The 14,662-nt window shown below is 65.6% G+C and carries 15 protein-coding genes; all 15 read right to left on the reverse strand.

Features of this window, described 5'->3' with window-relative positions:
- Window positions 1-723: a ribonuclease HII gene (rnhB, locus tag ACAM54_RS13985; protein WP_369647944.1), complete on the reverse strand. Its 723-nt coding sequence runs from the start codon at window positions 721-723 to the stop codon at window positions 1-3.
- The gene (lpxB, locus tag ACAM54_RS13990) at window positions 695-1,843 is read right to left on the reverse strand and encodes a lipid-A-disaccharide synthase (RefSeq protein WP_369647945.1); all 1,149 of its coding nucleotides are present in this window, start codon (window positions 1,841-1,843) and stop codon (window positions 695-697) included. The genes rnhB and lpxB overlap by 29 nt, the downstream gene beginning before the upstream one ends.
- Before the next feature lie 19 nt (window positions 1,844-1,862).
- Entirely contained in the window at window positions 1,863-2,651 is a 789-nt protein-coding gene (gene lpxA / locus ACAM54_RS13995; protein ID WP_025569535.1) for an acyl-ACP--UDP-N-acetylglucosamine O-acyltransferase, read from the reverse strand.
- A 23-nt stretch (window positions 2,652-2,674) separates the two neighbouring features.
- On the reverse strand, window positions 2,675-3,124 hold the full coding sequence (gene fabZ, locus ACAM54_RS14000; RefSeq protein WP_029689478.1) for a 3-hydroxyacyl-ACP dehydratase FabZ: 450 nt from the start codon (window positions 3,122-3,124) through the stop codon (window positions 2,675-2,677).
- A 23-nt stretch (window positions 3,125-3,147) separates the two neighbouring features.
- Entirely contained in the window at window positions 3,148-4,125 is a 978-nt protein-coding gene (gene lpxD / locus ACAM54_RS14005) for a UDP-3-O-(3-hydroxymyristoyl)glucosamine N-acyltransferase (protein WP_025569539.1), read from the reverse strand.
- A 14-nt stretch (window positions 4,126-4,139) separates the two neighbouring features.
- Window positions 4,140-4,682 (reverse strand): OmpH family outer membrane protein, encoded by a 543-nt coding sequence (locus ACAM54_RS14010; RefSeq protein WP_025569540.1) that lies wholly within the window; start codon window positions 4,680-4,682, stop codon window positions 4,140-4,142.
- Window positions 4,683-7,118: an outer membrane protein assembly factor BamA gene (gene bamA, locus ACAM54_RS14015; protein WP_025569542.1), complete on the reverse strand. Its 2,436-nt coding sequence runs from the start codon at window positions 7,116-7,118 to the stop codon at window positions 4,683-4,685.
- Window positions 7,119-7,156: 38 nt separating this feature from the next.
- Window positions 7,157-8,527, reverse strand: a complete 1,371-nt coding sequence (gene rseP / locus ACAM54_RS14020; RefSeq protein ID WP_025569544.1) for an RIP metalloprotease RseP — start codon at window positions 8,525-8,527, stop codon at window positions 7,157-7,159.
- A 24-nt stretch (window positions 8,528-8,551) separates the two neighbouring features.
- Window positions 8,552-9,739: a 1-deoxy-D-xylulose-5-phosphate reductoisomerase gene (gene ispC, locus ACAM54_RS14025; RefSeq protein ID WP_025569546.1), complete on the reverse strand. Its 1,188-nt coding sequence runs from the start codon at window positions 9,737-9,739 to the stop codon at window positions 8,552-8,554.
- Window positions 9,736-10,581, reverse strand: coding sequence for a phosphatidate cytidylyltransferase (locus ACAM54_RS14030; protein WP_369647946.1), 846 nt, complete (start codon window positions 10,579-10,581; stop codon window positions 9,736-9,738). Before ACAM54_RS14030 ends, ispC begins: the two co-directional genes overlap by 4 nt.
- A 36-nt stretch (window positions 10,582-10,617) precedes the next feature.
- On the reverse strand, window positions 10,618-11,361 hold the full coding sequence (uppS, locus tag ACAM54_RS14035) for a polyprenyl diphosphate synthase (protein ID WP_145746581.1): 744 nt from the start codon (window positions 11,359-11,361) through the stop codon (window positions 10,618-10,620).
- Window positions 11,362-11,369: 8 nt separating this feature from the next.
- On the reverse strand, window positions 11,370-11,939 hold the full coding sequence (frr, locus tag ACAM54_RS14040) for a ribosome recycling factor (RefSeq protein ID WP_012747710.1): 570 nt from the start codon (window positions 11,937-11,939) through the stop codon (window positions 11,370-11,372).
- 13 nt (window positions 11,940-11,952) lie between these two features.
- The gene (gene pyrH / locus ACAM54_RS14045; protein ID WP_018905021.1) at window positions 11,953-12,675 is read right to left on the reverse strand and encodes a UMP kinase; all 723 of its coding nucleotides are present in this window, start codon (window positions 12,673-12,675) and stop codon (window positions 11,953-11,955) included.
- A gap of 102 nt (window positions 12,676-12,777) precedes the next feature.
- A complete protein-coding gene (gene tsf / locus ACAM54_RS14050; protein ID WP_124960539.1) occupies window positions 12,778-13,701 on the reverse strand; it encodes a translation elongation factor Ts in 924 nt (307 codons plus the stop codon).
- An 80-nt stretch (window positions 13,702-13,781) separates the two neighbouring features.
- Complete coding sequence (gene rpsB, locus ACAM54_RS14055; RefSeq protein WP_145746580.1) at window positions 13,782-14,534, reverse strand: 30S ribosomal protein S2; 753 nt, start codon at window positions 14,532-14,534, stop codon at window positions 13,782-13,784.
- Window positions 14,535-14,662: the final 128 nt, after the last annotated feature.

A 14,662-nucleotide genomic window follows, 5' to 3' on the forward strand; every position in this document is an offset into this window, starting at 1 on the left:
TCAGGGCGCGGCGCGCAGGTCGAGGTGCACGGTCTCGGCCGTCGGGATTTCGGCCGGAACCGGCATCGAGGCCTCGAGCACGAGCGCAGCCGCACCCTCCGCAGTGCGCGCCAGCGCCGCGGCCACCGGGCTGAACGACCTGCGGTGATGAATGCACGCGCCATGGCGCTGCAGCGCCTCCAGGTGCTCCGGCGTGCCGTAGCCCTTGTGGCCGGCAAAGCCGTAGTGCGGAAACTCCAGGTGCAGCTGCTCGCACAGCCGGTCGCGGTGGACCTTGGCCAGGATCGAGGCGGCGGAGATCGCCTTGATCCGCGCATCGCCCTTGACGATGGCCTCGGCCAGCACGTCGAGCGTGGGCAGGCGGTTGCCGTCGACCAGCACCTTGGCGGGCTTCAGGCGCAGGCCCTCGACCGCACGGCGCATGGCGAGCATGGTGGCCTGCAGGATGTTGTGGGTGTCGATTTCCTCGACCGTGGCCTGCGCCACCGAGCAGCACAGCGCCTTGGCAAGGATCTGGTCGTTCAGGCGTTCGCGCTGCAGGGCCGTGAGCGTCTTGGAATCGGCCAGGCCGCGGATCGGCCGCTGGTCGTCCAGGATGACGGCTGCCGCCACGACCGGGCCGGCCAGCGGCCCGCGGCCCGCTTCATCGACGCCCGCTACGAGGCCCGGCGCGTCCCACACGAGGGCCGCCTGCTCAGCCTTCAAGAACTTTCTGGATCGCATCGGCGCAAAGTGTGGGCGTATCGCGCTGCAGTTGCACGTGCAGCTCTGAAAATTTTTGTTGCAGCGCCCCCGTTTTCTCGGGCGCGTCGAGCCAGGCCAGCGTGGCCTCGGCCAGCGCCTGCGGCGTGGCGGCCTCCTGCAGCAGCTCGGGCACCACGAATTCGCGCGACAGGATGTTGGGCAGGCCGACCCAGGGCTGGAGCTGCTTGCGCTGCATCAGACGCCATGAAAGCGCATTCATGTTGTATGCGATGACCATCGGCCGCTTGAACAGCGCCGCCTCGAGCGTGGCGGTGCCGCTGGCGATCAGGGTCACGTCGCAGGCCGCCAGTGCGGCATGCGACTGGCCGTCGAGCAGTTGTACCCGCCCCGCCGCGCCGCTGGCCTGCAGCAGCGCCTCGACCTCGACACGCAGCCCCGGCAGGATGGGGGCGACGAACCGGAGCGCGGGCCGCGCCTGCAGCATCTGCGCCGCGGCGGCAAAAAAACGGGCGGCAAGGTAGCGCACTTCCGAGCGGCGGCTGCCGGGCAGCAGGGCCACGACCTGCGCATCCGGCGCGAGGCCCAGGGCCGCGCGCGCCCCGGCGCGGTCGGGCACCATCGGAATCACGTTGGCCAGCGGATGGCCGACGTAGCTGCCCTGCACGCCCTGCCCGGCCAGCAGCGCCGGCTCGAACGGAAAGATGCACAGCACGTGGTCAGCCGCGGCCCGGATCTTGTCGATGCGGTCGGCACGCCAGGCCCAGATCGACGGGCAGACGAAGTGCACGGTCTTCATGCCGCGGCTACGCAGTCCGGCTTCGAGGTCGAGGTTGAAATCGGGGGCGTCGACGCCGATGAAGAGCTCGGGCCATTCGCGCAGCAGCCGCGCCTTGAGCTGCCGGCGGATGCCGGCGATCTCGGCGTAGTGGCGCAGCACCTCGATGTAGCCGCGCACCGCGAGCTTCTCCTGCGGCCACCAGCTCTGCAGCCCGTGCGCGAGCATGCGGGGCCCGCCGATGCCCATGGTCTGGAGCGACGGCCAACGCGCCTGCAGGCCGTCGAGAAGAAGGCCGGCGAGCAGGTCGCCGGAAGCTTCTCCCGCGACCAGCGCGAAGCGTCGCTGTTCGTCCTTGCCCATGGCGGCCGTCTCGCTTACTTCAACGCGCAATGCCGCGTGTCGATGTGGCCAGGAACTGCTCCATCAGCACCACGTCGGCGGCCGCTTCAGGCATCTCGGTGGCCAGGGCGGCGATGCCGGCACGCGCTTCTTCGAGCGTCTTGCCCTGCCGGTACAGCAGGCGGTGCATCTGCTTGACCGCCGCCAGGCGAGAGGCCGAAAAATCGCGGCGGCGCAGGCCCACGACGTTGAAGCCGCGCACCGCCAGCGGATTGCCGTCGACCAGCATGAACGGCGGCACGTCCTGCGACACCGCACTGGCGAAGCCGACCATGGCATGGGCACCGACCGAGACGAACTGGTGGATGCCCGTCAGGCCGCCGATCGTGACCCAGTCGGCCAGATGCACGTGGCCGGCCAACGTGGTGTTGTTGGCCAGCGTGGTGTGGTCATCGACACGGCAGTCGTGCGCGATGTGCGTGTACGCCATGATCCAGTTGTCGTTCCCCACCCGCGTGACGCCGCCCGCGCCCGGCACGCCGAGGTTGAAGGTGCAGAACTCGCGGATGACGTTGCGGTCGCCGATGACCAGCTCGGTGGGCTCGCCGGCGTATTTCTTGTCCTGCGGCACCGCGCCGAGCGAGGAAAACTGAAAGATCCGGTTGTCGCGGCCGATGGTGGTGCGCCCTTCGATCACGCAATGCGCACCGATGGTTGTGCCGGCGCCGACCCGCACGTGCGGACCGATCACGGTGTAGGGCCCGACCGAAACGGAGGCGTCCAGCTGTGCCTTCGGGTCGATGAGCGCTGTGGGATGAACCTGCGTCATGCCTTGTCGTAACCGCCGCAAGATCAGTTGATCTGGCGCATTGCGCACATCAGCGTGGCCTCGCAGGCCAGCTCGCTGCCCACCAGCGCCCGGCCCTTGAATTTCGAGATGCCGGCTTTCATGCGCTCGATCTCGACCTGGAGCGTGAGCTGGTCGCCAGGCTCCACGGGGCGCTTGAAGCGCGCGCCGTCGATGGCCGCGAAGTAATAGACCGTGTTGTCATCGGGCACGATGTCGAGCGAATGAAACGACAGCAGTGCCGCCGCTTGCGCCATGGCTTCGAGCATGAGCACGCCCGGCATCACCGGACGGTGGGGGAAGTGGCCATTGAAGAATGGCTCGTTCATCGTCACGTTCTTGAGCGCCGTGATGCGCTTGCCCTTTTCCATGTCCAGCACGCGATCCACCAGCAGGAACGGGTAGCGGTGGGGCAGCAGCTTGAGGATTTGATGGATATCGAGCGTCGTCGTCATGATTTTCTGTTCCTGCATCGTCTTCACTTTTTCTGAGGGGCCTTTTCGAGCGCCTTGAGTCGTTCGCGCAGGCTGTGCAACTGCTTGAGCGTTGCAGCGTTCTTTTCCCAGTTCGCATTGTCGTCGATGGGGAACATGCCGGTGTACTGGCCGGCCTTGCGGATCGAGCGGGTCACCACGGTTGCCGCGGACACGTGAACCCCGTCGGCCACCGTGAGATGGCCGAGCACGATCGCACCGCCGCCGAAGGTGCAATGCGCACCGATGGTGGCGCTGCCCGCCACGCCGACGCAGCCGGCCATCGCGGTGTGCTTGCCGACACGCACGTTGTGGCCGATCTGGATCAGGTTGTCGAGCTTGACGCCGTCCTCGATGACGGTGTCGTCGAGCGCGCCGCGGTCGATGCAGGTGTTGGCGCCGATCTCGACGTCGTTGCCGATGCGCACCGCCCCCAGCTGCTCGATCTTGACCCAGGCGCCCTCGTGCGGCGCCAGGCCGAAGCCGTCGGCGCCGATCACCACACCCGGATGCAGCAGGCAGCGCTCGCCGACCACGCAGTCTTCGCTGATCGTCACGCGCGACTTGAGGACCGTGCCGGCGCCGACGCGCGCGCCCCGCTCCACCACGCACAGGGCGCCGATGCGCGCCGTGGCGTCCACCAGGGCCTCGGGATGGATCACCGCGGAGGGATGGATGCGGTCGGCCTCGGGCCGCGCGTGATGCGCCTTCCACAGCTGCGTGAGGCGCGCGAAATAGAGGTAGGGGTCGGCCGCGACGATGAACGCCCCGCGCGCGGCCGCAGCCTCGCGCATGGCCGGCGCAACGATCACGCAGGCGGCCTTGGAGGCCGCCAGTTCCTGCTGGTACTTGGGATGGCTCAGGAAGCTGAGCGCATCGGGCTGCGCATTCTGCAGCGGCGCAAGCCGCTCGATGGACAGCGCCGGGTCCCCGTGAAGCTCGCCCCCAAGGGCGCTGACAATGGCTCCGAGCTGCAGTCCCACGCCGATTCGCGGCGTTATTTGCCGGCCGAAGGAGCAGCGGTCGAGGCGTTCAGGGCCTTGATCACCTTGTCAGTGATGTCGTGCTTGGGATTGATGTAGATCGCTTCCTGCAGGATGGCATCGTACTTTTCAGCCTCGGCCACCTGCTTCACGACGCGGTTGGCGCGTTCGTAGACCTGCTGGAGCTCTTCGTTCTTGCGCGCGTTCAGATCTTCCTGGAACTCGCGGCGGCGGCGCTGGAAATCACGGTCCTGGTCGACCAGCGCGCGCTGGCGCGCAGTGCGCTGGCTTTCGGACAGGGTGGGGGCTTCGCGCTCAAACCGTTCGGAGGCCGTCTTCAGTGCTTCGCCCTGCGTCGTGAGATCCTTTTCGCGCTTGAGGAATTCAGCCTCGAGCTTGGCTTGCGCAGCCTTGGCCGGCTGCGCCTCGCGCAGCACGCGATCCGGATTCACGAAGCCGATGCGAAAGGTTTCCTGCGCCTGGGCAGCAGTCGCCGCAGCCAGCGCGAAAACGGGAATCAACAACGCGCCAGCGGCGGCGCGAATCAAATGCTTCATTTAGAAAGACGTTCCGATCTGGAATTGCAAGCGCTGGATTCTATCCTTCGGGATCAGGATGAAGCCGGTATTCGGATCCAGCACTTCCTTTTGGGACTTGATGGGGAAGGCGTAGGCCAGACGCAGCGGGCCCAGCGGCGAGATCCAGCTGACCCCGAGGCCCACCGAGGCACGCAGCTTCTTCTCGGCCTTGTACTGCTCGTCGCTCACGCCGGGAGCACGCGAACCGAATACATTGCCGACGTCAAAGAAGCCGTAGAGGCGCAGGGTGCGGTCATTGCCCGCACCAGGAAATGGCGTACTGAGTTCGGCATTGAAGACGGCCTTCTTGGTGCCGCCCAGTGCGGCGCCTTCGGTCTGCAGGAACAGCGGCTTGTCGCGCGGCCCGAGCGAGTTCTGCTCGAAGCCGCGGATGGAACCCAGGCCGCCGGCATAGAAGTTCTTGAAGATCGGGTAGTCCTTGCCGCCAAGAGACTTGGCATAGCCCAGGTCGGCGTTGATCGCAAACGTGTACTGCTTGTTGATTGCGAAGAACTGCTGGTACTGGTAGTTCGTCTTGAAATACTTCATTTCGCCGGCGACGCCCAGCTCCAGGTTGGCACGCTGCAGGCGCCCGGTGGTCGGAACCAGCGCGCTGTCGCGGCTGTCGCGGCCCCAGCCGACGGTCAGCGGGACGCCCCAGACGCTCTTCCGATCGCACTCGGTCACGAACAAACCGCTCGCATCCCTCTGGCATTGGAAATAACGAAGATACGAATTCGGCGTGAAGAGCCCCGAGAAAGAAGTCGACGTGTTCGGCTCGAACGCGTAGCGCTCGAGCCCGACACCGAAGAAGACCGTGTCGACTTCGCTGAACGGCACGCCGAAGCGGATCGAAGCACCTTGGTTCACGAGCTTGTAGTCGCCGTCGATGTTGGTCGAGTACGGGCGCGTGGTGGTGTGATAGACGCTGATCGTGCGCGAGATGCCGTCCTTGGTGAAATACGGATCGGTGGTGGTCAGCGACAGCGTGCGGTTGTACTTGCTGGTGTTGACCTGCACGCCCAGGAAGTTGCCCGAACCGAAGACGTTCTCTTGCGAGATGCCGAAGGTGAGAGCCACCTTTTCCGCGCTCGAATAGCCGGCGCCGAGCTGCAGGCTGCCGGTGGGCTTCTCGGCCACGTTGACGACCAGGTCGACCTGGTCGGGCGAACCCGGGATTTCCTGGGTTTCGACGTTCACTTCGGTGAAGAAGCCCAGACGGTCCACGCGGTCGCGCGAGAGCTTGATCTTGTCGCCGTCGTACCAAGAGGCCTCGAACTGCCGGAACTCGCGGCGGATCACTTCATCGCGCGTCTTGGCATTGCCGCCCACCGCCACGCGGCGCACGTAGACGCGGCGCGAGGGTTCGGCCTGCAGGGTCAGGGTCACGCGGTTGTTGACGCGGTCGATCTCCGGGCGGGCCTGCACGCGAGCGAACGCGTAGCCGAAGGTGCCGAAATAGTCGGTGAAAGCCTTGGTGGTTTCGGTGACCTGCTCGCCGTTGTAGGGCTCGCCGGGCTTGATGGTCACGAGGGACTTGAACTCCTCGTCGCGGCCGAGATAGTTGCCGTCGAGCTTGACGCCGGCCACAACGAACTTCTCGCCTTCGGTGATGTTGACGGTCACCGACAGGTCCTTGCGGTCCGGCGAGATGGCGACCTGGGTCGAATCGATGCGGAACTCGAGGTAGCCGCGCGTGATGTAGTACGAGCGCAGCGTTTCCAGGTCGGCGTTGAGCTTCGAACGCGAGTATTGGTTGGACTTGGTGTACCAGCTCATGAAGCCGCCGCTGTCCTGGTCGAACAGGCTCAGCAGCGTCGATTCGCTGAATGCCTTGTTGCCGACCACGCGCACTTCGCGAATGCGCGCGGAATCGCCCTCGGTGACGGTGAACGTGAGATTGACGCGATTGCGCTCGATGGGCGTGACCGTGGTCACGACCTGCGCGTTGTAGAGGCTGCGGCTCACGTACTGGCGCTTGAGTTCCTGCTCGGCGCGGTCGGCCAGGGCCTTGTCGTACGGGCGGCCATCGGCAAGGCCCACTTCGCGCAGCGCCTTCTGGAGCGCGGCCTTGTCGAATTCCTTGGTGCCGACGAAATCGACGTCGGCAATGGTGGGACGCTCTTCGACGATCACCACCAGCACGTTGCCGTTGACGTCGATGCGCACGTCCTTGAACAACCCCAGGTCGAACAGCGCACGGATGGCAGCCGATCCGCGCTCGTCGCTGTAGGTATCGCCCACACGCAGCGGAAGCGATGCGAAGATCGTGCCGGGCTCGACGCGTTGCAGGCCCTCGACGCGAATGTCACGCACCGTGAAGGGCTCGACGGCCCAGGCTGCCGTGGCCGCCAACGCGCTGGCCACCACCGCGGCAACGCTACGCAGGCGAAAGCGACTGAAGTTTGTGTTCATCTGTGAATTGGGCCGGCGCGGAAAGGGCCGGCAGAAAGTTAACCAAAGAGCCGCGTGACGTCGTTGAAGAGCGCAACCGACATCATGACCAGCAGCAAGGCGACACCGCCGCGCTGAAGCCGTTCCATCCAGGCGTCAGAGACGCTCTTGCCGGTCAGGCCCTCCCAAAGATAATACATCAGGTGTCCTCCATCGAGGACCGGCAGCGGCATGAGATTGAGCACGCCAAGGCTCACGCTGATGAGCGCAAGGAATACCAGGTACTGGGTCAACCCGAGGCTCGCGGACTTGCCGGCGTAGTCGGCGATCGTGAGCGGCCCGCTCAGATTCTTGAGCGAGGCTTCGCCGATCACCATCTTGCCCATCATGCGGACGGTCAGCGCCGACACCTCCCAGGTGCGCACGATACCGCGCCAGACGCCATCGATCGGGCCCTGGCGCACCGTCACCATTTCAGGCGGCGCACCGACATAGGCGCCGATGCGGCCGACCTTCGCCGCGCCCTCCTCGCGCAGTTCGGGCCTGACTTCGAGTTCGATCGACTGGCTGCCGCGCTGCACCTGCCAGGTCTGCGGACGCGGCTGGTCGCCATCGATCGAGGTGCGGATCACCTCGCGCAACTGCTGCCCATCGACGATGGGCACATTGCCGACGCTGCGGACCACGTCGCCGCTGCGAAGGCCCGCGCGTTCTGCCGCGCTGCCGGCCATCACCTGGCCGATCTCGGGACGCGTCAGCGGTGCGAGCACGCCGATCTTGCGGAACATCTGCGGGTCGGCGTCCCTGGCCTCCATGAGGCTCAGCGGCAGCACGACCTGCCGGCCGGGCCGGCCGCCCTCGCCCGCCACTTCGAGCGTCAGGTCGCGGCCGTCGAGCGCGCCGCGTGTCATGCGCCAGCGCAGGTCCTCGAACGACTGCACGGGTTCCAGGTCGCCTTCGAAACCGGCACGCGTGACGTGCTCGCCGCCGCGTAATCCCGCCGCTTCCGCCAGCGATGCCGCCACCGGACGCGCCAGCTTGGCAACAGGCTCCTCGACTCCGATCCAGTTGACGGCCGTGTAGAGCACCACGGCAAGCAGCAGATTCGCAATGGGCCCGGCAGCGACGATGGCCGCGCGGGAGCGCAGCGGCTGCGTATTGAAGGCGCGGTGGCGCTCCTCGGGCGCCACCGGCCCCTCGCGCTCATCGAGCATCTTGACGTAACCGCCGAACGGAAACGCGCCGATGACGAACTCCGTTTCCTGCCCCGGATGCTGGCGCTTGGGCTGCCAGCGGTAGAGTGTCTTGCCGAAGCCCACCGAAAACCGCAGCACCTTGACGCCGCAGGCGACGGCAACGCGGTAGTGGCCGTATTCATGCACGGCGATCAGGAGGCCGAGTGCAACCACGAAAGCGATGACGGTGAGCATCCGGATCCTCTGTTGACGGGAGTGTCAGGCCGCGAAGCGCAGCGCCGCGGCATTGGCCGCCGCCCTGGCGCTGGCATCGAGCGCCAGCAGGTCGGCCAGCGATGCGGGCTTGGAGGGGCTGACGGCTTCCAAAGTTTCCATGTTGACCGCATGAATGCGGTCGAAGCGCAGGCGCCGATCAAGAAAGGCCTCGACCGCGACTTCGTTGGCCGCATTGAGCACCGCCGTGGTCCCCGGCGCCGCGCGCAGCGCATGCCAGGCCAGGCCCAGCCCGGGAAACAGCGCCGCGTCGGGGGCATCGAAGCTCAGCGATGCCATCTGGCGGAAATCAAGGCGCGCCGCGCCGCTCTCGATGCGCTCGGGCCAGGCCAGTCCGACGGCAATGGGCACGCGCATGTCGGGCGTCCCCAGTTGGGCAATGACTGATGCATCCGTGAACTGGACCATCGAATGGACCACGCTCTGCGGATGGATGACTACCTCGATCTGCTCGGGCAGCACGCCGAACAGATGGCGCGCCTCGATCACCTCGAGCGCCTTGTTCATCATGGTGGCGGAATCGACCGAGATCTTGCGGCCCATGACCCAGTTCGGATGGGCGCAAGCCTGTTCGGGCGTGACCGTGCCCAGCGTATCGGGCGCGCGCGTGCGGAACGGGCCGCCCGACGCCGTGAGAATGATCTTGTCGATGCGCCGCGGCCAGGTCGACGGATCTTCAGGCAGCGACTGGAAGATGGCCGAGTGCTCGCTGTCGATCGGCAGCAGCGTGGCACCGCCCTCGCGCACGGTGCGCATGAAGAGCTCGCCGCCGACCACCAGCGCCTCCTTGTTGGCCAGCAGCAGCCGCTTGCCGGCGCGCGCAGCCGCCAGGCAGGGCCCGAGGCCGGCCGCCCCCACGATGGCCGCCATCACGGCGTCGACCTCTTCGTGCGATGCTATTTTTTCAATAGCATCGACGCCGCTCAGGACGGTGGTCTTGAGATTGTTCTGCTCTATCTTTTCGGCCAGCAGCGCCGCATGCGGCGCGCTCGCCATGACCGCATAGCGCGGCGAAAAACGCGCGCACTGCGCCAGCAGCTCGTCGACCTTGGTCGATGCGGAAAGCGCGAAGACCTCGAAACGCTCCGGGTGCCGCGAAATGACATCGAGCGTGCTGACGCCGACCGAACCGGTCGAGCCCAGCACCGTGATGCGTTGTTTGGGTGTGTTCACAGGAAAGCCAGCATCATTGCAATGGGAAGCGCCGGCAAGAGGGCATCCACGCGGTCGAGCACACCACCGTGGCCCGGCAACAGGCTGCTGCTGTCCTTGGCGCCGGCACTGCGCTTGATCAGCGACTCGACCAGGTCGCCCACGACGCTCATTGCGGCGAGAAACAGCACGCCGACCAGCAGCAGCCACCAGCCGCGCTCGTACAGCCGGGTGTAGAGGCTGGCCACCGCGGCGCCGGCAGCCCTGTCGGCCCACACCCACGCAAAGGCCAGCACAACGACGCCCGCCATGCCGCCCCACACGCCTTCCCAGCTCTTGCCGGGGCTGATGGCGGGCGCGAGCTTGTTGCGCGTGAACCTGAGGCCGAAGGCGCGGCCCGCGAAATACGCGAAGACGTCGGCCACCCAGACCAGCACGAGGATCGACAGCAGGAAGTTGATGCCGACCATGCGCGCCTGCACGGCCGCGAGCCACGCCACCCAGAGCGCCAGCAACCCACCGACCAGCCGCAGCCCACGGGGAATGCGCGGCCAGCCCGGCACCGCCACCCGCAGCAGCGCGGCCCCGCCGAGCACCCAGGCTGCGCTGGCCACCAGCCACATGGGCAGCAGCGACCGATCGAGCAGCCCGAGCCACCAGGAGAGCACACACAGCGCCACGGTTTCTGCGCCGAGGAAGACCGACAGCCGCTGGCCATAGCCGTTGAGACGGCCCCATTCCCACGCCCCGGCACCGATCAGCACCAGCATCACGCAGGCGAAGGGAACGTGCGACGGGTAGAAGAGCGCCGGCAGCAGGATCGCCAACAGGACGATGGCCGTGAGGATGCGTTGTTTGAGCATGCGGCTGGGCGGCTGGAGGGGCAGGCCGTGAGGCCCTCAGGCCAACTGGCGATCGGGTGCGGAGCCGCTGCCGGCCGTGACTTGCGCCGAGGTCTTGCCGAAGCGGCGCTCGCGCGCCTGAAACGCGGCGATTCCCGCATCCAGTTCGGCCTGGTCGAACTCGGGCCAGAGCTTGTCGCTGAAGAAAAGCTCCGCGTAGGCGCTTTGCCACAGCAGGAAGTTCGACAGGCGCTGCTCGCCGCCGGTGCGGATGAGAAGGTCGGGATCGGGCACGTGCGCCAGGGCCATGGCGCGGTCGAGATTCGCTTCGGTGAGCGCTTCGCCCTGCTCGGCCAGCTTGGCCGCGGCGCGGGCAATGTCCCACCGGCCGCCGTAGTTGAAGCAGACGTTCAGGATCAGCTTGGTGTTCTGTGCGGTGGCGGTTTCGGCGTCGACCAGACCCTGCACCATTTTCTTGGAAAGCCCGGTCCGTTCGCCGACGAAATGCAGTTGCACGCCGTCGCGGCTCAGCTTGGGCACTTCGCGCGCGAGTGCCCCCACCATGATTTCCATGAGCCCCGAAACTTCCTCGGGCGGACGGTTCCAGTTTTCCGACGAAAACGCGAAGACCGTGAGAATGCCCACGCCGCGATCGACACACGCCTTGACGCAGCGCCTGAGCGACTCGACGCCCTGCTTGTGTCCTGCCACGCGAGGCAGGAACCGCCGCGTGGCCCAGCGTCCGTTGCCATCCATGACGATGGCAATGTGGCGGGGGATCTGCGGCGAAGAAGAGGCCATGCGCAGCCTCAAACGGCCATGATCTCCGCTTCCTTGGCCGCGACCAGGCGGTCGATTTCCGCGATGTGGCGGTCCGTGACCTTCTGGATCTCGGCTTCGGCGCGCTTCTGGTCGTCCTCGGAGGCGAGCTTTTCCTTGACCAGCTTCTTGACCGACTCGTTCGCATCGCGGCGCAGGTTGCGCGTGGCGATCTTGGCGCTTTCGCCTTCGTTGCGGACCAGCTTGGTCATTTCCTTGCGGCGCTCCTCGCTCATCGCGGGAAGCGGCACGCGGATCAGGTCGCCCATCGAGGCCGGATTCAGGCCCAGGTCGCTTTCGCGGATGGCTTTCTCGATCTTGGCGCCCATGCCCTTTTCCCAGGGCTGGACGCTGATCGTGCGCGAGTCGAGCACCGACACGTTGGCCACCTGGCTCAGCGGAACCTGCGAGCCGTAGTACTCGACGTGGATCGAGTCGAGCAGCGCGGAGTTCGCGCGGCCGGTACGGATCTTGGTGAGGTTGTTCTGGAACGCGGCAAGCGACTGATTCATCTTGGCATCGGTCGCACTGCGGATTTCTGCAATGGTGGGGGTCGTCATCTCAAATTACTCCTCAGGCATGCACCAGCGTGCCTTCGTCCTCGCCCATGACGACGCGCTTGAGCGCACCGTTCTTGAAGATCGAGAACACCTTGATCGGCAGCTTCTGGTCGCGGCACAGCGCAAAGGCCGTGGCGTCCATGATGCCGAGATTCTGCGCGATTGCCTCGTCGAAAGTGAGCGACGAATAGCGCGTTGCATCGGGATGGGTCTTCGGATCGGCGGAATAGACGCCGTCGACCTTGGTGGCCTTGAGCACCAGTTCGGCACCGATCTCGGCACCGCGCAGCGCAGCGGCCGTGTCGGTGGTGAAGAACGGATTGCCGGTGCCCGCGGCAAACACGACCACCTTGCCCTCTTCGAGGTACTGCAGCGCCTTGGGCCGCACGTAGGGCTCGACCACCTGCTCGATGGCGATGGCGGACATGACGCGCGCCACCAGCCCCTGCTTGTTCATGGCGTCGGCCAGGGCCAGCGAATTCATGACGGTGGCCAGCATGCCCATGTAGTCGGCCGTCGCGCGGTCCATGCCGACCGAGCCTCCCGCGACACCGCGGAAGATGTTGCCGCCGCCGATCACGACGGCGACTTCCACACCCATGTTCACCACCTCGGCCACCTCTTCGACCATGCGAACGATGGTCGCACGATTAATACCAAAGGCATCGTCTCCCATCAATGCCTCGCCCGACAGCTTCAACAAGATTCGCTTGTGGGCTGGGCGGGGATCAGACATGGGCAATTTCCTTACTTGGGTTGGCGGGGGCGAGTGTAGAACGAGGCGGTGAAAAAGCGGCGGCACACACGCGTGCACCGCTGCCTTGGGGCGTAACAGTTTTTACGCGGCGGCCTTGGCAGCAGCCACCTGGGCTGCAACTTCGGCGGCAAAGTCGTCGACCTTCTTTTCGATGCCTTCGCCGACCACATACAGGGTGAAGCCCTTGATGCTGGTGTTGGCGGCCTTGAGCATCTGCTCGACGGTCTGCTTGTCGTTCTTCACGAACGGCTGGTTGTGCAGCGAGACTTCCTTGAGGTACTTCTGCACGCCGCCTTCGATGCGCTTGGCAACGATGTCGGCCGGCTGCGGCTTCTTGCCTTCGGCTTCGGCGGTCTTGCGGTCTTCCTCGGCCTTGCCGGCGGCCACGGCGCGCTCTTTTTCGATCAGATCGGCAGGCACGTCGGCGGCCGAGATGGCAACCGGCTTCATGGCGGCGATGTGCATTGCCACGTCCTTGGCCGAGGTGTCGTCGCCTTCGAATTCGACCATCACGCCGATGCGCGTGCCGTGCAGGTACGAAGCCAGCTTGCCGTTGCCGGCAAAGTGCTTGAAGCGGCGGAAACTCATGTTCTCGCCGATCTTGCCGATCAGGCCCTTGCGCACGTCCTCGAGCGTGGGGCCGAAACCGTCCTGCTCATAGGGCAGCGCGCCGAGCGCGGCGATGTCCGCGGGGTTGTGCTTGGCGACCAGCATCGCGGCAGCGTTGGCCATGGCCAGGAAGCTGTCGTTCTTGGTGACGAAGTCGGTTTCGCAGTTGATCTCGATCATGCCGCCGGCAGCGCCGTCGACAAACGCCGTGACCACGCCTTCGGCGGTGATGCGGCCCGAGGCCTTGCCGGCCTTGTTGCCGAGCTTGATGCGCAGCAGCTCTTCGGCCTTTTCCATGTTGCCGTCGGCCTCGGTCAGGGCCTTCTTGCATTCCATCATCGGCGCGTCGGTCTTTGCGCGCAGTTCGCCGACCATGCTTGCGGTGATTGCAGCCATTGTTCTATCTCCGTGTCCAAAAAATCAGATTAAAAAAAAGGGGCACCAAGCCCCTTCTTCAGGCGCGTGAGAGCACTCGATCAGGCCGAGGCGCCCTCTTCGACTTCGACGAATTCATCGCTGCCTTCGGCAATGGCCTTGACCACGTCGCCGGTGGCGCTGTTGCGGCCTTCGATGATCGCGTCGGCGATGCCGCGGGCGTAGAGCGTGACGGCCTTCGACGAGTCGTCGTTGCCCGGGATCACGTAGTCGATGCCTTCGGGCGAGTGGTTGGAGTCGACCACGCCGATCAGCGGAATGCCCAGCTTCTTGGCCTCGGCCACGGCGATCTTGTGGAAGCCCACGTCGATCACGAAGATGGCGTCAGGCAGCGCGGTCATGTCCTGGATGCCGCCGATGTCCTTCTCGAGCTTCTCGATTTCACGGGTGAAGGTGAGCTGCTCTTTCTTGCTCAGGCTTTCGAGGCCGGCTTCCTGCTGGGCCTTCATGTCCTTCAGGCGCTTGATCGAGGTCTTGACCGTCTTGAAGTTGGTCAGCATGCCGCCGAGCCAGCGGGTGTCGACGAAAGGCACGCCGGCGCGGCGGGCTTCGGCAGCCACGATTTCACGGGCCTGGCGCTTGGTGCCGACCATCAGGATCGTGCCGCGGTTGGCGGTGAGCTGCTTGGCGTACTTCATCGCGTCCTGGAACATCGGGAGCGACTTTTCCAGGTTGATGATGTGAATCTTGTTGCGATGGCCGAAGATGTACGGGGCCATCTTGGGGTTCCAGAAGCGGGTTTGGTGACCGAAGTGGACACCGGCTTCCAGCATTTCGCGCATGGTGGTAGACATTGAAAATTACTCCAAAGGTTGGGTCTAAAATCCAGCCCGTTTTGTGCCTCCTTCGAATGGAGTCACAACACCTTGAATGGGCCGGTTTGCGAATGTGTTTGGCTGGGTGCGACGAAAGCCGTCACATG

The organism is Variovorax sp. V93, assembly GCF_041154485.1.
Taxonomy (GTDB): Bacteria; Pseudomonadota; Gammaproteobacteria; order Burkholderiales; family Burkholderiaceae_C; genus Variovorax; species Variovorax beijingensis_A.